Genomic DNA, 19,576 nt, shown 5'->3' on the forward strand with positions numbered 1-19,576 from the left:
TCCGCTTCACGCAGCTTCGGGCACCGGCAATCGCAGCGCCCCGGCGAAGCGGGCGAGCGTGGCGACCGATCCCGTCACGCTTTCGTAGCGCTCGCGCCCGATCTGTCCGTCGAGTATCACGGGCATGCCGGCGTCGCGAGCGAGCGCGACGCGTGCCTGCATGTCGAGTGCCTGCGTGTCGGACGGATTGTCCGGGGCGGTGCGGTAGGGGGCGTGTGACATGGCATCTCTCCTCGTGCCTGCGAGCGGTATATCGTACAACCGTTTTCGGTGCTTTCAGTCTCGTTGTCGTCACGGTGCGATTCAATCGGCCCTGCCCGAAGCCGTGGTAGGAATCGTGCCGATGCCGTCGGCGGATTCTAGACGACGCGCGCCTTCGACGAAGCATGGCGGCGTGCCGGCGCGCGTTCCCGACATCGCGCATACCAGCTTCCGATCGCGTGCCAGATCTCCGCGGCGGATTCGCAATACGTGAGCAACGCGAGGTCGCGGCGGTCGATCATGCCTTCGTCCGCGAGAAACGCCAGGTCGACCGCGCGGCGCCAGTATGCTTCGCCGACGAGAATGACCGGCAGCGGCGCGATCTTGCGCGTCTGCAGCAGCGTCAGTACTTCGAACAGTTCGTCGAACGTGCCGTAGCCGCCCGGGAAAAATACCGCCGCCTTCGCGCGTTCGAGCAGGTGCAGCTTGCGGATCGCGAAATAGTGAAACCGGAAGCAGAGATCCGGCGTGATGTACGGATTCGGCGCCTGCTCCCGCGGCAGCTCGATATTGAAGCCGATGCTCGGCGCGCCGCGCTCGTACGCGCCGCGGTTGGCGGCTTCCATGATGCCGGGGCCGCCGCCCGTGACGATCGCGAGCCGCGCGGTGCGCGTGCATCGATCGGCGTGGGCGACGATGCGCCCGAACTCGCGCGCGATGCGGTAATACACGCTGTGCTCGACGAGCCGGCTCGCGCTCGTGACGGCGCGCCGCCGGCCCGAGTCGTGCGGGCGTTCCGCGAGCAGGCGATTCGCTTCCTCCAGCCGCGCATTTGCGACGGCCGGCGCAACGATGCGCGTGCTGCCGTAGATCACGACCGCATGGCCGATGCGGTCGTTCTGCAGACGCTCTTCGGCCTTCCAGTAGTCGAGTTGCAGCCGGATGCCCCGCATGCCCGCGCGTTGCAGCAGCGCCGCGTCTTCATCGGCCGGGGTGCGGTTCGGGCGTTTGGCGATGCGCCGTGCGCGACGCGGGGCGCGCTGCAGCCCGCCGTTGCCGTTCGTCATGCCGGGGCGCACGCGTTTGACCACGGTCGACACGAGTCGAAGGCGCGAGCGACGGTCACTGGCTCAACACCCATTGCACGAGCCGATGCGCGTCGTCGGGGGAAAGCGGCCCGCCGCGATCGATCGCGGACGGCATCGGCGTGTCGCCCCAGTGCACGCGGCCGCCGACGCGCAGCTTGCGTTCGAGTTCCGCGCCGGCATTCGGATCGCTGCGGTACCGATCCGCAATCTCGTGGAATGACGGCCCGAGGAACGTCATGTCGGGCGTGTGGCAGAACATGCAGTGCTGCGCGTCGACGAGTTCGGTCGGCTCGGGCACGGCGGTCTGCGCGGCGGCCATGCCGGCCGTCGCGGCAATCGCGCAGAAGGCGGCGCAACGCATGATGCTCATGTTCGTTTCCTCGTCGAGATCAGGAGAACGAGATCACTTCGTCGAGCGGGCGACGCGGCGAATGCGGCGTATGCGGGCCGCGCCCGACGCGCAGCAGCAACTGCGGCTCGCCGCGCAGGCCGAGCATGTGGCGCAGGTGGGCGCGCAGCTCGGCCGTCTCGATCGGTTGATTCAGGTACGACGCGGTGTACCCGGCGCTTGTCGCGACGAGCAGGATCCGCTCCAGCGCCTGGCCGGCGGCGAGCCACGCATCGCGATCGTCGCGCGCGGTCGCGATGCAGACGATCAGCGGCGATGCGCCGACGAGCTGGTGATGCAGTGCAGCCAGCCCGTTGCCGAGATCGAAGGTCCGTACCGCCGTCGTCACGAGCGGCGCCGCGAAGTCCAGCAACGCGGGCACGCCGGCCGCGAACGCCGGCATGCCGTCCACGTGCCGGCGCGGATCGATCCAGCTCGCCAGCTCGCGGCGAAAGCGCGGGTCCGCGAACTGCTGGCGATCGGCTTCCGCGACGAGCTCGGCCACGCGTGCCCGATGCGCGATCGCGTCGACGCAAGCGATGTCGGCGCCTTCCGCGACGCCGGCGGCGATCAACGCCTGCTGGATCTCGTCCGGAACGGCCGTCGATTCGAACGGCGCGCGCGTCGTGACGCGATCCGCAATCGCATCGAACAGCGTACCGAGCGACGCATCGGAATAGCCGTCGTCGCAGACCCGGACGAGCGCAAGGAGATCGGGGTCGACTTCGGAAGGAAACGTGCTGATCGTGTGCGCGAGCCCGGCGTGATTGAGCGCGACGCGCAGATTGAGCAACGCCGCTCCGCAACTGATGATCAGCTCGCGATCGAACGGATCGACCACGGGCAACGCGCGCATGCGGTCCGCGCAGACCGAAATCGTGGCGCCGTTGACCAGGAAGCGCCACGGCTGGGAATTGTGGCTGGACGGCGCCAGCACCGCATAGCCCACGAGCGACCGCAACTGCTGGTCGGGATGGGCGCTTGCGGCAAGCGGGGGAACGGCTATCATTTGGATCGTCTCCAGGTCGCCGCGCTGGCGGCGTCGCACCACTTCATCGTGTCAGCAACCGTCCGGCGGCCGTTGACCCACATCAAGCGTCCGGCACGCCGTGGTGCGCGCGCGACGCGCAACGACTAGCCTTGGAAGGCACGGCGTGCGGCGACGATCGCGCGAGGAGGCGAACATGCTTGCGATGATGTTTGACGGCACGACACCGCACCTGCGCGAAGCGCACGTGCCGGCCCCGTCGCCCGCGGCGGGGCAGCTACTGATCGACGTACACGCATGCGGCGTATGCCGGACCGATCTCCACGTCGTCGACGGCGAGCTCGCGCACCCGAAGCTGCCGCTGATTCCCGGACACGAAATCGTCGGCACGGTGCGCCGGCTGGGCGAAGGCGTGACGGGCTTCGCGGTTGGCGACCGGGTGGGCGTTCCGTGGCTGGGCGCGACGTGCGGGCAGTGCGCGTATTGCATGTCCGGTCGCGAGAATCTGTGCGACGACCCGCGATTCACCGGCTATACGGTCGACGGCGGCTATGCCGAGTGCGCCGTTGCCGATCATCGGTATTGCGTGCATCTGCCGCGGCGTTATGCCGATCCGGAAGCCGCGCCGCTGCTGTGCGCCGGGCTGATCGGCTATCGCACCTTGCGGATGGCGGGCGACGCTCGCCGCATCGGCATCTATGGTTTCGGCGCGGCGGCCCATCTCGTCGCGCAGGTCGCGCATGGCGAGGGACGCAAGGTGTTTGCGCTGACCAGGCCTGGCGATACGGTGGCGCAGCAGTTCGCGCTGTCGCTGGGCGCGGCATGGGCCGGCGGCAGCGACGAAGCGCCGCCCGAGCCCCTCGACGCCGCGCTGATCTTCGCGCCGGTGGGCGCCCTGGTGCCGGCCGCACTCCGTGCGGTCGACAAAGGCGGGATCGTCGTGTGCGGCGGCATTCACATGAGCGACATCCCGGGCTTTCCGTACGCATGGCTATGGGGCGAGCGCCGCATCGCGTCGGTGGCCAACCTGACGCGTGCGGATGCCGTCGAATTCATGCGGATCGCCGCCGCGATGCCGCTGCGGGTCGAGACGGTGCGCTATGCGCTGACCGATGCGAACCGCGCACTCGACGATTTGCGCGGCGGGCGCGTGTCGGGCGCCGCCGTGCTGGACACGCGCGGTTGATCCGCGCGCCGCATCGGCGGCGCGCTCAGATCTGCCGGAGGCCGTCCGGATCGACGATCCGGATCTGCTTGCCTTGCGCCGCGACGAGCCCCTTGTGCTGGAACTTCGACAACATGCGGCTGACCGTTTCGAGCTTCATCCCGAGATATTCGCCGATCTCGTCGCGCGTCATCCGCAGCACGAATTCGGCGGCCGAGTAACCGCGCGCCTTGAAGCGCGCGGAAAGATTCAGCAGGAACGCGGCCACGCGCTGCTCGGCCGTCATCGTGCCGAGCAGCAGCATCTGGGAGGATTCGCGCACGATTTCGCCGCCCATCATCTGATACACGTGGTGCTGCATCGGCCGCACTTCGCGGCACATCTGCTCGAGCTGGCCGAACGGGATGATGCAGACCGTGCTGTCCTCGAGTGCGATGGCGTCGCCGTTGTGGCGTCCGGTGTACACGCCGTCGAGCCCGAGCGACTCGCCGACGATCTGGAAGCCGGTGATCTGCTCGTCGCCGTCGCGATGCATCACGATGGTCTTGAACGACCCGGTTCTCACCGCATAGATGCTGTTGAACGTGTCGCCCGCGCGAAACAGCGTTTCGCCGCGCCTGACGTGGCGCGTCGTGCAGATCATCGCGTCGACGCGCGCGAAATCGTCAGGAGAAAGATCGGACGGCATGCACACGCTGCGTAGTGCGCACGTCGAACAGCGGGACGCGGCGCGCTTCGGCTGGTCCACCGGCGCGACGGAATGCAGCGGGATGAACGGGCGTAACGGCATGGTCGTCGAGACATCGGCATTGCTCTGCATGATCGGCTCCAATTCGTGGCGGCAGCGGCGAATCGCCGTCAGACGGGATCGCGCTGGCCGTTGTACCGGCGGCCCTGGCTGTTGCCGCCTTCCTGATGGAAGCGCCGCACCGGGCGGGCCGAGAAACCGGTACACAGGTCTCGACGGTGATGCTGCCTTTGCTCCGGGAGGCACGCTGGGTTGTTTTTCTTGAGGTGCAGTATGGACGTTGCGCGGCGTCAAGAAAATCAGCCGGAATTGAAGATGCGGTAGGTGAGGTGGAAGCGCTGTAGGCCGATTCCTACAGCGGTGCGGCGTCTTGTCGCGCGTGTTGCGGGCGGGGAGCGCATGCCGCGGCAACGCGACGGCAGCCGGCGGCCTTGCCGCCGTCAGAGCTCGTCCGGGTCGTCGAACAGCTTGTGGCGCATCGCGTAGCGCACGAGCGCCGTGTCGTTCGGCATCTGCATCTTCTCGAGGATCCGCGTCTTGTACGTGCTGACGGTCTTGACGCTGACGCAGAGCGCCTGCGCGATTTCGGAAATCGGCTCGCCGGACGTCACGCGGCGGAAGACGTCGAACTCGCGGTCGGACAGGCGCTGGTGCGGCAGGAGATCGGTCGGCTCGTTCAGGCTCTGCGCGAATTGCTCGGCCATCGTCAGGCTGACATAGACGCCGCCGGCCGCGATCTTGGTCAGCGCGGCGACCAGTTCGGCGCTGGCGCTTTCCTTGGTCATGTAGCCGGACGCGCCCGCGCGGAACGCGCGCACCGCATATTGCTGTTCGGCATGCATCGTCAGCACGAGGATCTGCAAGGCGGGCTTCTCGTCCTTGATCTGCTTGATGAGCTCGACGCCGTTTCGGCCGGGCATCGACAGGTCGAGCACGAGCACGTTCGCGTCCTTGCCGCGCACGAGCGCGATCGTCGACGCGCTGTCCTGCGCTTCGCCGACGACGTCGAAACCGCTTGCGTTCTGCAGGATGTGCCGCAGGCCGTCCCTGACGAGGGCGTGGTCGTCGGCGATGAGTACCCTGATCATGACAGCACGTCTCCTTGCTGGATGGCGTGAAGCGGCAGCGCCACGGTGATCGTGAATCCCGCTCCCGGCCGGTTGTCGATCGTCACCGTCCCGTCGAGCATGTGCGCGCGCTCGCGGATGCCGATCAGGCCGAACGACGGCCGATCGTGCGCGTCGCGGCGGGGGGCGGGCACGCCGTGACCGTTGTCGGCGATGCGCAGCATGCAGTAGCCGTCTTCGATTTTCAGCGCGAGCTTCACGTTCGTCGCGTCCGCGTGCCGCGCGACGTTGGTCAGCGCCTCCTGCACGATGCGGAACAGCGTGGTTGCGCCGGCGCTGGTGAGCGCGGCATCGACGGGGGCGAGGTCGCGCTCGACCGTGATCCGGTAACGGCGCGTGAAATCGTTCGCCAGCCATTCGATCGCCGGGACGAGGCCCAGGTCGTCGAGCATCACGGGCCGCAGATCGGCCGCGATGCGCCGGACCGACGCGACGGTCGAATCGATCAGGCGATGCATGCCGCCCAACTGCTCGCGCACGCCGGTGTTGGGGACGACGCCGCCCGCGAGCCCCAGCTCGACGGCGGAGAGATCCATCTTGAGCGCGGTGAGCTGCTGGCCGAGATCGTCGTGCAGCTCGCGGGCGATGCGCGTTTTCTCTTCCTCCCGCACGTTCTGCAGGTTGGCGGACAGCTCGCGCAGCTCCTCGCGCGACTGCTTGAGCGCGTTTTCGGCGCGCACCCGCTCGGTGACGTCGCGCAGCATGACCGTATACAGCTTGCCGGCGCCGTCGCGGATCTGCGAGATCGACGCCTCGATCGGAAACTCGGTGCCGTCGCCGCGCAAGCCGAACAGCACGCGTTGCCGCCCCATCTGCCGCTCCGACACGCCGGTCACGCCGAATTGCTCGACGTGCGCCGCATGCGCGGCGCGGAAGCGCTCGGGGATGAAGCGGGCGAGCGGCGCACCGATCGCATCCATCGCCGAGACGCCGAACACGCGTTCGGCGGCCGGATTGAAGATCACGATCGTCTGGCGTTCGTCGACGGTCATGATGGCCTCCATCGACGACCGGATGATGGCCATCATCCGGTCATCGCCGGGCGGGTTGTCGTTGGCGTGTGTCGTACCGGCGCGCGCGCGCTTCGCGGTGATCTGCAGCACGAGCGCGGCCAGCGTCAGCGACAGCGCGATGCCGGCCGGCAGCACGGCCGTCGCGGCGCCGGACAGGGCGGCGCGCGGTGCGCCGTAGCGCAGCGTGAGCGGCGTGCCGCCGAACGTCAGCGAGTCGGTTCGCCTGAACGTATCGCGGACGTCGGCGTCATCGCCGCCGCCGAAGCCGCCGGAATACACGGGCGCCGCCGGATCGTCGGCGACGATTTCCATGTGAAGCCGGCCGAGCACGGACGCATCGACGAGACGATCGGGATTCAGCGACGCATAGACGTATCCGGTCGCGCTCGCGTGCCGGGGCCCGGACAACGGCCCGTCTTCGGCGTTCGCATCAATCGGCAAGTACAGCGTCAGTGCCGTCCGGGCGAGCGCCGCATCGGTGCCGTCCTGGAGCGCGTTCGCGGCCAGCGCGACCTTGCCGGTTTCCGCCGCGCGCCGCAGTGCCTGCCGGGTCGACAGATCGCCGATGGCGGCGCCCGGTTCGATTCTTCCGAGGCTGCGGACTGGGGATTGCAATCCGTCCAGATCGAGACTGGCGAGATAGCCGCGCCACGCCGCGCCGGATTGCGGCGCGGCCAGTGCCGACGCGAAGCCGCGCGCGCCGCGCAAGATGGCGGCCGCGCCGAGGAGGCTGCGCCTGAGGTCGGCGGTCGCGAGCGTCGCGGTTTGCTCGAACCGGGCCTGGGCGGCTTGCCGGGCCGCGTTCTGCAGCGACCGGGACGCCGCAAACGTTGCGGCCAGACCCAGCGCCAGCGTCAGCAGCGCGGCCGCGGCTGCATGGCGGGCGGGGCGCGTCCGGTGCGGAACCGGCCCGGCCTTGAAGGGGGGCGCATTCACTGTCATTGCCGTTCATCCTGACGGATTGCGCCGGCGGCTGGCTGGCGGCGGGCCGGGCGCGGGGCACGAAAAGCGGGGCAGGCCGGAACTGCGATGTCGCCCGAAATTGTGCCCGCTTTGCCGGCGTTCGCCAATCGGGACCGGTGCGGACGGGCGGCGCGTCGCGCGCTTGACCGGCATCAACGGAAAGGTGCCCGCGGGGAGCAGACTGGCTGGACCGGCCGATCGAACCCGGACGACAGCAGGGAGGCGTCATGTACCAAAGGATCTTCGCGGCACTCGATGGCAGCCGCAGTGCGCGGCTCGCGCTCGACGAGGCGATTTCGCTCGCCCGCGATGCGGGCAGCCTGGTCATCGCCATGTGCGTGGTATCGGACGCGCTGCGGCTGGCCGATGTGGACAGCGGCTATATCGACCAGTACGCGCCGGGCGGACTGGACGCGGACAAGGCCGCGATCGCGGTCTCGGACGCGGAAACGGCGTTTCAGCTGTCCGGCGTGCGCGGCATCGCGCAAACGATCGACGCGTATGGCGAGGACGTTGCGGAGGTGCTGGCGCGCGCCGCCGCCGAATGCGACGCGGACCTGATCGTGATGGGCACGCATGGCCGTCGCGGCGTGCGCCGGGCGGTGCTCGGCAGCGTCGCCGAATCGCTGGTGCGCATCGCGGACCGGCCGGTGCTGGTCGTACGGGAGGGGCCGGGCGCGTGCGCCGGCGTGTTGTGACGGTCGTGACGGGAGGCGGGCAGCCGGATGCGGCTACCCGCTTTCACGCGCTCACTCAGTGAGACAGCAGGACCGGTACCGTCATCGTCTCGAGGATCGTGCGCGTGGCACCGCCCAGCACGCGTTCGTGCATGCGGGCATGACTGTACAGCCCCATCACCAGCAGATCCGCATGCAGGTCGGTCACCCGGTTCAGCAGCGTCGCGCCCACGCTCACCGACCGATCGCGCGGCGTGGCGGAGAACGACGCGCGAATGCCGTGCCGTTCGAGATACGCGGCGACGTCGACGCCCGCCGGCGTCCTGTCCGGATCGGGATGCCCGTGGGTGACCGTCTCGACGTTGACGAAGCGCGCGCGGGCGAGCAGCGGCAGTGCGTCGGCCATCGCGCGAGCGGCTTCGCGTCCGCCGTCCCAGCCGATCAGCACGTTCTCGCCGAGCGTTCGCACGTCGCCCGCGTAGGGCACGACGAGCGCCGGCCGTCCGCTGCCCATCACGACGTCCTCGACGAAATGGCGGGCCACGTAGGTCATGCGGTCGTCCGGATCCTCCTGGCCGAGCACCAGCAGGTCGGCGTGGCGCGCATGCAGGATCGCGGCGGCCGTCGCGTCGCCGGTCGGCGCCTGCCACTCGACGTTGTTGCGTCCCGCGCGCTCGGCGGCCGCCAGGAACCGCTCCTCGGCTTCCTGGCGCCGCTGGTCGCACAGGCGTTCGTAGACGGCCAGCTTCAGCGGTTCGTCAGGGCGTCGCAACGGTTCGAACAGATCCTGGCAGACCACGTAGAGGCCGGTCAGATGCGCGTTCCAGCGTCCCGCGAGTTCGAGCGCGAGCTCGACGCGCGTCGCGCAGCGCGCGCTGTCGTCGAGATGGACGAGCAGGGTCTTGTAGCTCATGACGGTTCCTTTTCGGTCGATGCGGCAGGGGTTCCGGCGGATGCCGTCGACGCACAACCCGCCGGAATCATCAGGACCGGGCGCGTGGCATGGCGCAGCACGCGTTCGGCCACGCTGCCGAGGACGAGGCGACGAAAACCGCGCCGGCCGTGCGTGCCCATCACGATCAGGTCGGCCTCGATCTCGGCGGCGAGACTGACGATCCGTTGCGCAATGTCTTCGCCCGCCGGCGCGACATTGGAGATCTGCGGCGTGCCGGTCACGCCGTGTGCCTTCATGCGTTTCGCGGCGTCCTCCGTGACGCGCAGCCCCTCCTCCCGGAATGCATCGATCAGGATCGACGGATCGTAGCCGTACGTGTCGTAGGCCGGCACCAGGAAATCGACGACATAGACGGGGGTCAGCCGCGCACCCGTCTCCGACGCGAGGTTCAGCGCGGCGTCGAGTGCGCGGGACGACGTATCGCTGCCGTCGAGCGCAACCAGAATGTTCGAGTACATGGCGTTTCCCTTGAACGGATGGCGATGGAATCATCTTCGGCGCATGCGCGCCGCCCGCGCTGATCTGGATCAAGCGTCCCGATTGCCGCGAAGCACGCGTACCGCGGCGCGCGCCGCGACCCATGCTTCGTTGGTCGGTTCGACGACCACCGTGACCGCGCTCGACGCGGACGACACGACGTGCGCATGAGCGGCATTCGCGCCCGGGTCGAGCGCGATGCCGAGCCAGCCGAGCGACGCGCAGATCCGCTCGCGCAATGGCGCCGAGTGTTCGCCGATGCCGGCCGTGAAGACCAGCATGTCGAGGCCGCCGAGCAGCGCGGCAAGCGCACCCGCTTCGCGCACGATGCGATGGACGTACAGTGCGAGCGCATCGCGGGCCTGCGCGTCGCCGGCCGCTTCGCACGCGAGCAGGACACGCGGATCGCCCGACGCACCGGAGACGCCCTTGAGCCCCGACTCGTGATAGAGCAGGTGCCCGAGTGCGTCGCCCGACAATTGCCCGGCCTCGAGCAGGTGCAGGACGACGCCGGGATCGAGCGTCCCGCAGCGCGTGCTCATCATCAATCCGTCGAGTGCCGAGAAGCCCATCGTCGTCGCGACGCTGCGGCGCTCGCGCAGCGCGCACAGGCTCGCGCCGCTGCCGAGGTGCGCGGCGATCACGCGGCCGTGCGCGCGTGCGCCGAACGACTCGTCGAGCGCGACGGCGAGGTATTCGTACGACAGGCCATGGAACCCGTAGCGACGCACGCCCCGGTCGAACCAGGCATGCGGCAACGGCAGCAGTTGCTCGACACGCGGCAGCGTGCGATGAAACGCCGTGTCGAACACGGCGATTTGCGGGACGTCGGGGAACGCGTCGCGCAGCGCGTCGATCGCGTCCAGGCTGTGCGGCTGATGCAGCGGCGCCAGCGGCGTCAACGTGCGCAGCGCATCCAGCACGGCATCGTCGACGACCACCGGTTCCACGTACCGCGCGCCGCCGTGCACGACGCGATGCGCGATCGCGCCCAGCGCGATGTGCGGCAACTGCTCGCGGATCCACGTCGCGATCCGTGCGAGCACGGCACGGTACGGATCGCCGGCAACCCTCGGCAGCACGCCGTCCGGTTCCGCATCGAAGCGGATCGTCACGCCGTTGCCGGTCTCGACCGCTTCGCCTTCGTGCAGCGGCCGCCGCTCGGGATCGCCGTGCGGCGGGTACGCGAAGACCGCGAACTTGACGCTCGACGAACCGGCGTTGACGACGAGGAGCGCGAGCGTACGCATCGGCCGGCTCAGTGCGACATCAGCACCGGCATCGTCATCGACGCCAGCACCGTGCGCGTGGCGCCGCCCATCACCAGCTCGCGCCAGCGCGGATGGCCGTAGGCGCCCATCACGAGCAGGTCGGAACCCGTTTCATAGGCGCGTGACAGCAACGTGTCGCCGACCGCCGGGCCGGTGCCGGTATCGATGTCGAGCACGGCCACGTCGTGTGCATGGCGCGCCAGCATCAACGCGGCATCGGCGGCCGGAATGCGCAGGGTCGCCGCTTGCGAATCGCCGTCGACCACGGCGGCGACCGTCGTGCGCTTCGCATGTTCGAGAAAGGGAATCGCATCGTGCGCGGCGCGCGTGGCCTCCCGGCTGCCGTCCCACGCGACGAACACCCGTTCGCCGACCGACGGGAATTCCCCCGTGTACGGCAGGAACAGCACCGGGCGGCCGGCGGACAACACGAGGCTCTCCGGAAACTGGTCGTCGATATAGGTCTCGGGATCGTTCGGGTCGCTTTGCCCGGCGATCACCAGGTCGGCAAGACGTGCGGCGCGCAGCACGGCCGCATTGGCGCGCTCGTCCGCGTGAACCCACGTGGCGGGCACTTTCGCGCGAGTGGTTTCCGCATGGAACAGGCGTTCCAGCGCGGCCATCCGTTCGTCGCGCTGTTCGCGGTGCGCGCGGAAATAATCGGCGGACCCGGCCATCACGTAGAACGAATTCGGTTCCGGCGTGTAGACCGCGAAGAGGCCCGTCAGATGGGCACCGAAGCGCCGGGCGAGACGCAACGCGAACTCGAGTCGCGAATGCGCGCGGGCGCTCGTATCGAGGTGCACGACCATGCTTTTGTAGCTCATCGGAATCGCTCCATCGACGGGTGATCCGCCAGTGCAATCCAGTCTACGAAGCAGGCTTTCCGCGCGCTTGACCCAGATCAACGGCCCGCGTGCGCCGTGGCCGCACAGTGAAACGGTCGCGATGCCGATGCGGGGCATGCGGCACGACGCGGGATGTCAACCCATTGACCGGATCGAAAGAGGGAAGCCGATGAGCACGTACGCTTTGACGACACCGAACGACGTTTGCCGCGCGGGCTGCGATCTCGCGTTGCGCATGGTCGCGCTGAACCGCGACTGGCAGCATGAATGGCATGCACTGGCCGGGCGGCGCATCGAGCAGGACCGCGACACGGTGCGCCGGCTGCAGCAGTCGCTTGCGCAAACGCAAGCGTGGACGGCCTTCGGCGAGGCAACGCAGCAGGTGATGCGCGACCATGCGATCGCGAGCCTCGCGATCTGGCAGGATGCCACCGAGATGTGCATGCGGGCGCAATACGAGAGCGCCGGCACGTGGCGTAGCTGGTTGCGCGAATACGGCGCGGGTGCGCTGTCGCGTTATCAGACCGACTGGCTGCCCGATCTGGGACGACTGGCCGTGGTCAACGAGGCCAGCATGCCGTGGGCCGAGTGGATGGCGGCACTGGAGCGCGGGATCGAGGACGCGGCCGGCGCGCATGACGCATCGCCGGTTTCCGCCCGGCCCTTGAACGGCATCGCCGGCGTACGGGAGAGCGATCATGTGCGCTGAGCGTGTCGCGTTCGTCACCGGCGGAATGGGCGGGCTCGGCGCCGCGATCAGCCGCCGCCTGCACGATGCCGGCATGACGGTGGCGGTGTCGCATACGGAACGCAACGACCACGTCGCGACGTGGCTCACGCGCGAACGCGAGGCGGGGCGGACCTTCCATGCGTTCGAGGTCGACGTTGCCGACTTCGATTCGTGCGAGCATTGCGCGGCGCGCGTGCTGGCCGAGTTCGGGCGCGTCGACGTGCTCGTCAACAATGCCGGCATCACGCACGACGCCACCTTCGTGAAGATGACCAAGAGCATGTGGGATGCGGTATTGCGCACCAATCTCGACGGCATGTTCAACATGACGAAGCCGTTCGTGCCGGGAATGATCGAAGCCGGCTTCGGGCGGATCGTGAACATCGGCTCGGTGAACGGTTCGCGCGGCGCATACGGGCAGGCGAACTATGCGGCGGCGAAAGCCGGCATCCATGGCTTCACGAAGGTGCTGGCGCTCGAACTCGCGCGCCACGGCGTGACGGTCAACACGGTCGCGCCCGGCTACCTGGCCACCGCGATGCTCGAGTCGGTGCCGAAGACGGTGCTCGATACGAAGATCCTGCCGCAGATTCCGGTCGGCCGGCTGGGCGATCCCGACGAAATCGCCGCGCTCGTCGCGTTTCTGTGCTCCGACGCGGGGGCTTTCGCGACCGGTGCGGAATTCGACGTCAACGGCGGGATGCACATGAGATGAACGCACCTGCCATGCGCGCGCCGGTCGGGCGCGAATCGATACGGCTGCCGGATACCGGAGAACCGGCGTCGGGCGCGATCGAATGTGCGCAAGCCGATACGACACCCGCCGAGCAATGGAACCGCGCGGCGCACGCGAACGTAGCCGCGATGACCTTCGGGCTGTCACCCGTATCGCTTGCACTGGCCATGCTCGACTGGGGCGCGCATCTGGCGGTGTCGCCGGGAAAATGCTTCGAGCTCGCGACGCAGGCGTGGCTGGCTGCTTTTGTACCGGCGGCAAACCAGGGCGACGGCGAGGCCGGCGCCGCGGACACGAGCGGCCTGGCCGTGCACGCGGGACAGGCCGATCCGCGCTTCGCCGCGCCCGTTTGGGCCGGATGGCCGTATCGAGCGTATCGCGACGGCTTCCTGTCGATCCAGCGCTGGTGGCGCGACGCGACGCGCGGCGTGCCGGGTGTCGAACGGCACCACGAGGAACTGGTCGGATTCGCCGCGCGACAGTGGCTCGACGCATGCTCGCCGGGCAATTTCCTGGCGACCAACCCGGTCGTGCTCGACGCGACGATGCGCAGCGGCGGCGCGAATCTCGCGGCGGGCTTGCGGCACTGGCAGGACGATGCGACCGCGTGGCTCGAGCGCGCGAACGGCGCGCGGGCCCGCGATGCGCGCACCTATCTGCCGGGGCGCGACGTGGCGATCACGCCGGGCCGCGTCGTATGGCGCAACGCGTTGTGCGAGCTGCTGCAATACGATCCGACGACGGCCGACGTGGCACGCGAGCCGATCCTGATCGTGCCGTCGTGGATCATGAAGTACTACATCCTGGATCTGCAGCCGCACGATTCGCTGATCCGCTTCCTGGTCGATGCCGGCTACACGGTGTTTGCCGTGTCGTGGCGCAATCCGGGCGCGGAGGCGCGCGCGCTCGGCCTCGACGATTATCTGCGTGACGGCTGCATGGCGGCGCTCGACGCGGCCCGGTCGATCTGCGGCGAAGCCGTTCATGCGGTCGGCTATTGCCTCGGCGGCACGCTGCTGGCGATCGGCGCGGCGGCGCTCGCGCGCGACGGCCGCCAGCACGACGCATTGCGCTCCGTCACGCTGCTGGCCGCCCAGACCGATTTCAGCGAACCCGGCGAACTGGGTCTCTTCATCGACGCCAGCGAACTGTCCGCGCTCGATGCGCTGATGTGGCGGCAGGGCTACCTGGACGGCGCGCAGATGTCCGCCGCATTCGAACTGCTGAACGCGCGCGACCTGATCTGGTCGCGGATGATGAGCGAATACCTGCTCGGCAAGCGCACGAAGCCGAACGACCTGATGTCGTGGAATGCGGACACCACGCGCATGCCGTACCGGATGCATACGGAGTACCTGACGCGGCTCTTTCTCGACAACGATCTCGCGGCGGGCCGCTATTGCGTCGACGGGCGGCCGGTCGCGCTGTCGGATATCGACGTGCCGACGTTCGTGGTCGGCACCGAGCGCGATCACGTGTCGCCCTGGCGTTCCGTCTACAAGCTCCATCTGCTCACGCACCACGCGCTGACGTTCGTGCTGACGTCCGGCGGCCACAATGCCGGCATCGTGTCCGAACCCGGGCATCCGGGACGCCACTATCGCTGCGCGACGCGCGAGCCCGGCGCGCCTTACCGGAGCCGGCATGACTTCGTGAGCGACACGCCCGTGGTCGACGGATCGTGGTGGACCTGCTGGCGCGACTGGTTGCACGCGCATTCGTCGGGCGACGTGCCGGCCCGTGTGCCGGCCGCCGGTTTCGGCGCGGCGCCCGGCACCTACGTGCTCGAAACATGAACGGCGACCTGCATCGAGATACGCCGGACGGCGCGCGGCTGCCCGGGCTGTTGCCGCGGGCGGACGGCACACCGCCCGAGCTGATCGCGCGTGCACGCAGCGCGCCGCCGCTCACCGTCGCCGTCGTGCATCCGTGCGATGCGGCCAGCCTCGTCGCGCTGGCCGCCATCGCCGCGTCGCCGCTGGGCGCATCGATCGAGCCGCTGATCGTCGCGCCGCGCGCGAAGGTGCTGCGCGTGGCGGGTGAGGCGGGCGTCGATCTGGCGAAGTGGACGATCGACGACGTGCCGCACAGTCACGCGGCGGCGGCGCGCGCGGTGGCGCTCGCGGCGTCCGGCCGCGCCGGCGCGCTGATGAAGGGCAGCCTGCATACGGACGAGCTGATGGGCGCGGTCGTCGCCGCCGGATCGGGCCTGCGCACGGACAAGCGCATGTCCCACTGTTTCCTGATCGAGTCGCCGGCGTATCCGCGGCCGTTCATCCTGACCGACGCGGCCGTGAACATCGCGCCGGATCTTGCGCAGAAGGCGGCCATCACGCAGAACGCGATCGACGTCGCGCATGCGCTGGGCGTTGGCTGCCCGCGCGTGGCGGTGCTGTGCGCGGTCGAGACGGTCAATCCGGCGATGCGTTCGACGCTCGACGCGGCGGCCCTCGCGAAGATGGCCGAGCGCGCGCAGCTCACCGGGGCGGTCGTCGACGGCCCGCTCGCGTTCGACAACGCGATATCGCAGCGGGCCGCGCGCGACAAGGGGATCGATTCGCCGGTGGCCGGCCGCGCCGACATCCTGGTCGTTCCCGATATCGAAGCGGGCAACATGCTCGCGAAGCAACTCGAATACCTGGGCGGTGCCGCGAACGCGGGTATCGTCGTGGGGGCGCGCGTGCCGATCGTGTTGACGAGCCGCGCCGACGGCGTTGCCGTCCGGGTCGCGTCCTGCGCGCTCGCAGCATTGCTGGTGCAGGCTCGGCATGCGCCGGCGTTGACCAACCAACAGGCCATCCTTTCGATGGAGGAGCAGCGATGAAAGCACTCGTTTACCACGGCCCCGGGCGCAAGGCGCTCGAACAGCGGCCCAAACCGGAACTGCAGTCGCCCACCGACGCGATCGTCAGGGTGACGCGCACGACGATCTGCGGCACCGACCTGCACATCCTCAAGGGCGACGTGCCGACGTGCGAACCCGGCCGCATTCTCGGCCATGAAGGCGTGGGCATCGTCGAGCAGGTCGGCGCCGCGGTCGACTCGCTGAAGCCGGGCGATCCCGTGCTGATTTCGTGCATTTCGTCGTGCGGCCGCTGCGAGTACTGCCGCCGCGGGCTGTATTCGCATTGCACGACCGGCGGCTGGATTCTCGGCAACCGGATCGACGGCACGCAAGCCGAGTACGTGCGCATCCCGCATGCGCAGACCAGCCTGTATCGGATTCCGCCAGACGCGGACGAGGACGCGCTCGTGATGCTGTCCGACATCCTGCCGACCGGATTCGAATGCGGCGTGCTGAACGGCAAGGTGCAGCCGGGGTGCTCGGTCGCGATCGTCGGAGCGGGGCCGATCGGGCTGGCCGCGTTGCTGACCGCGCAGTTCTACTCGCCCGCGCGGATCATCATGATCGACCCGGACAGCAACCGGCTCGAGATCGCCCGGCACTTCGGCGCCACCGACTGCTTCGACGGCCGCGACGGCGACCCGGTGGCGGAAGTGATGAAGCTGACCGACGGCGTCGGCGTGGATTGCGCGATCGAGGCGGTCGGCATTCCGGCGACGTTCGAGATGTGCACGTCGCTCGTCGCACCGGGCGGCGTGGTTGCGAACGTCGGCGTACATGGCGTCAAGGCCGACCTGCACCTCGAAAAACTGTGGGATCGCAACATCTCGATCACGACGCGGCTCGTCGACACGGTCAGCACGCCGATGCTGCTGAAGACCGTGCGCGCCGGGCGCATCGATCCGACGCGCCTGATCACGCACCGGTTCTCGCTCGACGACGTGGAAGGCGCGTACGACACGTTCGGGCGCGCCGCGCAGACCCATGCGTTGAAGGTGATCATCGAAGTCGGCTGATTGCGCGGCCGCGCGTGACGGGAATCGGGATCGTCTGCTGCCCGTCGTCACGCGCGGCCTGTGTTTTCGCCGGCAGCGCCGCCAGGTCCGTCAGGGTCGTCAGGCCAGCCGGGACGACAGCGCGGCAGGCGCCTGCGTGCCGCCGGCTTCGACTGCGTCCAGATCGACGCACTGCTCGTAAGTCGGCACCTCGCACGGCCAATGCAGGGTCTCCGAAATACGCCGGCGCAATGCATCCGCGGCGGCGGGTTCGCCATGCGTGATGAAGGTCCGCACGGGCGCGCACTGCATCGTGCCGAGCCACTTGAGAATCTCTTCGTAGTCGGCATGGGCCGACAGCGCCGTGATCGATTCGACCTGCGCGCGCACGCGGACGTACTCGCCGTGAATTTTCAGCGTCGGCTCGTGTGCGGCAAGCGCCGCCCCGCGCGTGCCGGCGGCCTGATAGCCGACCAGCGCGACCGTGTTGCGCGCATCGGGCGCGTAGCGGCTGAGGTGATGCAGCACGCGCCCGCCGGTCGCCATCCCGCTGCCGGCGATGATGACCATCGGGCCATGATGTTCGGCGATCGCTTTCGACTGCTCGACCGACCGGATCATCGTCGCCGCGTGGCCGAGCGCGTTCGCTTCGGACACGGTCAGCCGGTGTTCGAGGATATGGTGGCGATAGATCTCGGTCACGTCCGTCGCCATCGGGCTGTCGAGGAATACCGGGACGCGCGCCATGCGGCCGGATGCCTTCAGCCGCGCGATGTAGTGCAGGATTTCCTGTGCGCGGCCGACGGTGAAGCAGGGCATCACGACGACCCCGCCGCGCGCGAAGGTCTTGTCGAACAGCGCGGCCAGTTCGTTCTCGGGATCCGACACCGGATGCAGGCGGTCGCCGTACGTCGATTCGACCACCAGGTAATCCGCATGCGCGGGCGGCTGCGGCGGCTGCAGGATCGGGTCGTGATAGCGGCCGAGGTCGCCGGAGAACGCGAGCACCTTGTGATCCCAGTGCATCACGACGCTCGCCGCGCCCAGAATGTGCCCGGCCGGCAGCAGGCGAAACGCCAGCCCGCCACCCAGCGCGGTGCATTCGTCGAACGCGACGGGCTTCAGCAGGTGCAGCGCGCGCTGCGCGTCGTCCAGCGTGTAAAGCGGCTGCGCGGGATGGTGCTTCGAATAGCCGTGCCGGTTCGCGAAGTCGGCTTCCTCTTCCTGCAGCCGCGCGCTGTCGCGCAGCATGATGTCGCAGAGCTCGGCCGTGGCCGCCGTGCAGTACACCGGGCCGCGATACCCTTCGCGCACGAGCAACGGGAGATAGCCGGTGTGATCGATATGCGCGTGCGTGAGCACGACCGCGTCCAGCGTGTCGGGCGCGAGCGGCAGCGGACGCCAGTTGCGCAGCCGCAGGTTCTTCGTGCCCTGGAACAGGCCGCAGTCGACAAGGACGCGCCGGCCGCCATGCTCGACCAGATACTTCGAGCCGGTCACGGTTTCGGTCGCACCGAGAAAAGTCAGTTTCATGGATCGCCTCACCGGGAGTCGAGGGAGCAGTGAATCGATTACATCCCGAATGCGCGCGCGGCGGTTGACCGAAATCAGGAATTGCGGGATATCCCTGCGCGCCGGGCAAGATGCGCGGACGGGCACACGGCTTGACGACGATCAACCTTCGGCCCCGGCGGTGGCAGAATAGTGATGGCGTGCGCGCCTGCGGTATCTGCGGTGTCGTGTCGTGACCCCGTTATCCGCGCATGCCGCGCACGCGATGCGTATCGGTTTCACGGGCCTTTCGGGATGCACTCATCATGACGTTGATCGCCAATCTGGATGGGGCCGGGCCGCTCTACCGGCTGTGTTTCGTCCGCTCGCCGTGGGCGTGGTTTACCTGCTTGCCGCTCGACGAGCAATGCGGCGAGCGCTGGGCGGACGTGCCGTACCAGAACGCCGCGAAACCGCCGTACGGCGATTCGCGCGCGCAGTTGCTCCGGGTTGCGTTCGATGCGCCGCGCCTGTTGCCGCCCGAGGCCGGGCGGCACGGGCAGGCATGGAGCGTCCAGCAGATCAACCGCGGTGCGGTGCCGTGGCTGCGCAGCGAGGATTTCGTCGACGCGATGACGCTGACCGTTCCGGCCGGGACGACGCTTGCCGCGTTCGTCGAGAAGATCGAGGCCGCCGGCGGCACCGTCTACGGCCCGCTCGGCTGGGCGGAACTGCCGCCCTGGTAGCGGCCCGGCATCGTCGCGCAAACGGGCTGAACGCGGCGGAATGCCCGCGCGGCGCGCTTGTCGGCCCGTTTGTCAGTCTATTTGTCAGCCTGTTTGTCAGCCCGGTCGTCAGCCCGGTCGTCAG

Annotated in this window: 20 protein-coding genes; 8 read left to right on the plus strand and 12 right to left on the minus strand. The window is 68.8% G+C overall.

Going from position 1 to position 19,576, the window contains the following annotated elements; translation table 11 throughout:
- Nucleotides 1–6: 6 nt before the first annotated feature.
- The 4 genes from BME24068_RS25265 to BME24068_RS25280 form a co-directional block, all read right to left on the minus strand.
- Nucleotides 7–222 carry a hypothetical protein gene (locus tag BME24068_RS25265; RefSeq protein ID WP_174927748.1) on the minus strand — a complete coding sequence of 72 codons (216 nt, stop codon included), beginning with the start codon at nt 220–222 and terminating at the stop codon, nt 7–9.
- Between the two features lie 137 nt (nt 223–359).
- Nucleotides 360–1,268, minus strand: coding sequence for an LOG family protein (locus BME24068_RS25270; RefSeq protein ID WP_239008019.1), 909 nt, complete (start codon nt 1,266–1,268; stop codon nt 360–362).
- A gap of 55 nt (nt 1,269–1,323) precedes the next feature.
- Entirely contained in the window at nt 1,324–1,659 is a 336-nt protein-coding gene (locus tag BME24068_RS25275; protein WP_174927749.1) for a c-type cytochrome, read from the minus strand.
- Nucleotides 1,660–1,678: 19 nt separating this feature from the next.
- Nucleotides 1,679–2,686, minus strand: coding sequence for an Acg family FMN-binding oxidoreductase (locus BME24068_RS25280; protein WP_174927750.1), 1,008 nt, complete (start codon nt 2,684–2,686; stop codon nt 1,679–1,681).
- Nucleotides 2,687–2,861: 175 nt separating this feature from the next.
- Here BME24068_RS25280 and BME24068_RS25285 point away from each other — a divergent pair, with 175 nt between their 5' ends.
- Entirely contained in the window at nt 2,862–3,851 is a 990-nt protein-coding gene (locus BME24068_RS25285; RefSeq protein WP_174927751.1) for a zinc-dependent alcohol dehydrogenase family protein, read from the plus strand.
- A gap of 25 nt (nt 3,852–3,876) precedes the next feature.
- Here BME24068_RS25285 and BME24068_RS25290 read toward each other — a convergent pair whose 3' ends face one another.
- The 3 genes from BME24068_RS25290 to BME24068_RS25300 all read right to left on the minus strand — a co-directional run bounded on the left by BME24068_RS25290 (nt 3,877) and on the right by BME24068_RS25300 (nt 7,660).
- Nucleotides 3,877–4,650, minus strand: coding sequence for a helix-turn-helix domain-containing protein (locus tag BME24068_RS25290; protein WP_096505890.1), 774 nt, complete (start codon nt 4,648–4,650; stop codon nt 3,877–3,879).
- A gap of 368 nt (nt 4,651–5,018) precedes the next feature.
- Nucleotides 5,019–5,666 (minus strand): response regulator, encoded by a 648-nt coding sequence (locus BME24068_RS25295; RefSeq protein WP_096505892.1) that lies wholly within the window; start codon nt 5,664–5,666, stop codon nt 5,019–5,021.
- Nucleotides 5,663–7,660 carry a PAS domain S-box protein gene (locus BME24068_RS25300; RefSeq protein ID WP_174927752.1) on the minus strand — a complete coding sequence of 666 codons (1,998 nt, stop codon included), beginning with the start codon at nt 7,658–7,660 and terminating at the stop codon, nt 5,663–5,665. The genes BME24068_RS25295 and BME24068_RS25300 overlap by 4 nt, the downstream gene beginning before the upstream one ends.
- 248 nt (nt 7,661–7,908) lie before the next feature.
- Between BME24068_RS25300 and BME24068_RS25305 the strand changes: the two genes are divergently transcribed.
- Nucleotides 7,909–8,379 (plus strand): universal stress protein, encoded by a 471-nt coding sequence (locus tag BME24068_RS25305; RefSeq protein WP_096505896.1) that lies wholly within the window; start codon nt 7,909–7,911, stop codon nt 8,377–8,379.
- A gap of 55 nt (nt 8,380–8,434) precedes the next feature.
- On the opposite strand, the gene BME24068_RS25310 is transcribed toward BME24068_RS25305, so the two are convergent.
- The 4 genes from BME24068_RS25310 to BME24068_RS25325 form a co-directional block, all read right to left on the minus strand.
- Nucleotides 8,435–9,271 carry a universal stress protein gene (locus BME24068_RS25310; protein ID WP_174927753.1) on the minus strand — a complete coding sequence of 279 codons (837 nt, stop codon included), beginning with the start codon at nt 9,269–9,271 and terminating at the stop codon, nt 8,435–8,437.
- Nucleotides 9,268–9,771: a universal stress protein gene (locus BME24068_RS25315; protein ID WP_174927754.1), complete on the minus strand. Its 504-nt coding sequence runs from the start codon at nt 9,769–9,771 to the stop codon at nt 9,268–9,270. The genes BME24068_RS25310 and BME24068_RS25315 overlap by 4 nt, the downstream gene beginning before the upstream one ends.
- A 69-nt stretch (nt 9,772–9,840) precedes the next feature.
- Nucleotides 9,841–11,040, minus strand: coding sequence for an acetate/propionate family kinase (locus tag BME24068_RS25320; RefSeq protein WP_174927755.1), 1,200 nt, complete (start codon nt 11,038–11,040; stop codon nt 9,841–9,843).
- Nucleotides 11,041–11,048: 8 nt separating this feature from the next.
- Nucleotides 11,049–11,888: a universal stress protein gene (locus BME24068_RS25325; RefSeq protein ID WP_174927807.1), complete on the minus strand. Its 840-nt coding sequence runs from the start codon at nt 11,886–11,888 to the stop codon at nt 11,049–11,051.
- A 190-nt stretch (nt 11,889–12,078) separates the two neighbouring features.
- On the opposite strand from BME24068_RS25325, the gene BME24068_RS25330 reads away from it, so the two are divergent.
- The 5 genes from BME24068_RS25330 to BME24068_RS25350 are packed head-to-tail and all read left to right on the plus strand — an operon-like array spanning nt 12,079 to nt 17,236.
- Nucleotides 12,079–12,618: a hypothetical protein gene (locus BME24068_RS25330; protein WP_096505907.1), complete on the plus strand. Its 540-nt coding sequence runs from the start codon at nt 12,079–12,081 to the stop codon at nt 12,616–12,618.
- Nucleotides 12,608–13,354, plus strand: a complete 747-nt coding sequence (locus BME24068_RS25335) for a beta-ketoacyl-ACP reductase (protein ID WP_174927756.1) — start codon at nt 12,608–12,610, stop codon at nt 13,352–13,354. Before BME24068_RS25330 ends, BME24068_RS25335 begins: the two co-directional genes overlap by 11 nt.
- Nucleotides 13,351–15,171 carry a PHA/PHB synthase family protein gene (locus BME24068_RS25340; RefSeq protein WP_174927757.1) on the plus strand — a complete coding sequence of 607 codons (1,821 nt, stop codon included), beginning with the start codon at nt 13,351–13,353 and terminating at the stop codon, nt 15,169–15,171. The genes BME24068_RS25335 and BME24068_RS25340 overlap by 4 nt, the downstream gene beginning before the upstream one ends.
- The gene (locus BME24068_RS25345; protein WP_174927758.1) at nt 15,168–16,199 is read left to right on the plus strand and encodes a bifunctional enoyl-CoA hydratase/phosphate acetyltransferase; all 1,032 of its coding nucleotides are present in this window, start codon (nt 15,168–15,170) and stop codon (nt 16,197–16,199) included. The genes BME24068_RS25340 and BME24068_RS25345 overlap by 4 nt, the downstream gene beginning before the upstream one ends.
- The gene (locus BME24068_RS25350; protein ID WP_096505915.1) at nt 16,196–17,236 is read left to right on the plus strand and encodes a zinc-dependent alcohol dehydrogenase family protein; all 1,041 of its coding nucleotides are present in this window, start codon (nt 16,196–16,198) and stop codon (nt 17,234–17,236) included. Before BME24068_RS25345 ends, BME24068_RS25350 begins: the two co-directional genes overlap by 4 nt.
- 99 nt (nt 17,237–17,335) lie before the next feature.
- Here the strand turns inward: BME24068_RS25350 and BME24068_RS25355 are convergent, their stop codons facing one another.
- Nucleotides 17,336–18,748: an MBL fold metallo-hydrolase RNA specificity domain-containing protein gene (locus BME24068_RS25355; protein ID WP_174927759.1), complete on the minus strand. Its 1,413-nt coding sequence runs from the start codon at nt 18,746–18,748 to the stop codon at nt 17,336–17,338.
- A 284-nt stretch (nt 18,749–19,032) separates the two neighbouring features.
- Between BME24068_RS25355 and BME24068_RS25360 the strand changes: the two genes are divergently transcribed.
- A complete protein-coding gene (locus tag BME24068_RS25360; RefSeq protein ID WP_096505919.1) occupies nt 19,033–19,452 on the plus strand; it encodes a hypothetical protein in 420 nt (139 codons plus the stop codon).
- Nucleotides 19,453–19,576: the final 124 nt, after the last annotated feature.

The organism is Burkholderia anthina (assembly GCF_902498995.1).
In the GTDB taxonomy this organism is placed as follows: domain Bacteria; phylum Pseudomonadota; class Gammaproteobacteria; order Burkholderiales; family Burkholderiaceae; genus Burkholderia; species Burkholderia anthina.

Bases quoted from the DNA above. Each gene is read 5' to 3' on its own strand.
- BME24068_RS25265 (WP_174927748.1), bottom strand. From the start codon at position 222: ATGTCACACGCCCCCTACCGCACCGCCCCGGACAATCCGTCCGACACG.
- BME24068_RS25270 (WP_239008019.1), bottom strand. From the start codon at position 1,268: ATGACGAACGGCAACGGCGGGCTGCAGCGCGCCCCGCGTCGCGCACGG.
- BME24068_RS25275 (WP_174927749.1), bottom strand. From the start codon at position 1,659: ATGAGCATCATGCGTTGCGCCGCCTTCTGCGCGATTGCCGCGACGGCC.
- BME24068_RS25280 (WP_174927750.1), bottom strand. From the start codon at position 2,686: ATGATAGCCGTTCCCCCGCTTGCCGCAAGCGCCCATCCCGACCAGCAG.
- BME24068_RS25285 (WP_174927751.1), top strand. From the start codon at position 2,862: ATGCTTGCGATGATGTTTGACGGCACGACACCGCACCTGCGCGAAGCG.
- BME24068_RS25290 (WP_096505890.1), bottom strand. From the start codon at position 4,650: ATGCAGAGCAATGCCGATGTCTCGACGACCATGCCGTTACGCCCGTTC.
- BME24068_RS25295 (WP_096505892.1), bottom strand. From the start codon at position 5,666: ATGATCAGGGTACTCATCGCCGACGACCACGCCCTCGTCAGGGACGGC.
- BME24068_RS25300 (WP_174927752.1), bottom strand. From the start codon at position 7,660: ATGACAGTGAATGCGCCCCCCTTCAAGGCCGGGCCGGTTCCGCACCGG.
- BME24068_RS25305 (WP_096505896.1), top strand. From the start codon at position 7,909: ATGTACCAAAGGATCTTCGCGGCACTCGATGGCAGCCGCAGTGCGCGG.
- BME24068_RS25310 (WP_174927753.1), bottom strand. From the start codon at position 9,271: ATGAGCTACAAGACCCTGCTCGTCCATCTCGACGACAGCGCGCGCTGC.
- BME24068_RS25315 (WP_174927754.1), bottom strand. From the start codon at position 9,771: ATGTACTCGAACATTCTGGTTGCGCTCGACGGCAGCGATACGTCGTCC.
- BME24068_RS25320 (WP_174927755.1), bottom strand. From the start codon at position 11,040: ATGCGTACGCTCGCGCTCCTCGTCGTCAACGCCGGTTCGTCGAGCGTC.
- BME24068_RS25325 (WP_174927807.1), bottom strand. From the start codon at position 11,888: ATGAGCTACAAAAGCATGGTCGTGCACCTCGATACGAGCGCCCGCGCG.
- BME24068_RS25330 (WP_096505907.1), top strand. From the start codon at position 12,079: ATGAGCACGTACGCTTTGACGACACCGAACGACGTTTGCCGCGCGGGC.
- BME24068_RS25335 (WP_174927756.1), top strand. From the start codon at position 12,608: ATGTGCGCTGAGCGTGTCGCGTTCGTCACCGGCGGAATGGGCGGGCTC.
- BME24068_RS25340 (WP_174927757.1), top strand. From the start codon at position 13,351: ATGAACGCACCTGCCATGCGCGCGCCGGTCGGGCGCGAATCGATACGG.
- BME24068_RS25345 (WP_174927758.1), top strand. From the start codon at position 15,168: ATGAACGGCGACCTGCATCGAGATACGCCGGACGGCGCGCGGCTGCCC.
- BME24068_RS25350 (WP_096505915.1), top strand. From the start codon at position 16,196: ATGAAAGCACTCGTTTACCACGGCCCCGGGCGCAAGGCGCTCGAACAG.
- BME24068_RS25355 (WP_174927759.1), bottom strand. From the start codon at position 18,748: ATGAAACTGACTTTTCTCGGTGCGACCGAAACCGTGACCGGCTCGAAG.
- BME24068_RS25360 (WP_096505919.1), top strand. From the start codon at position 19,033: ATGACGTTGATCGCCAATCTGGATGGGGCCGGGCCGCTCTACCGGCTG.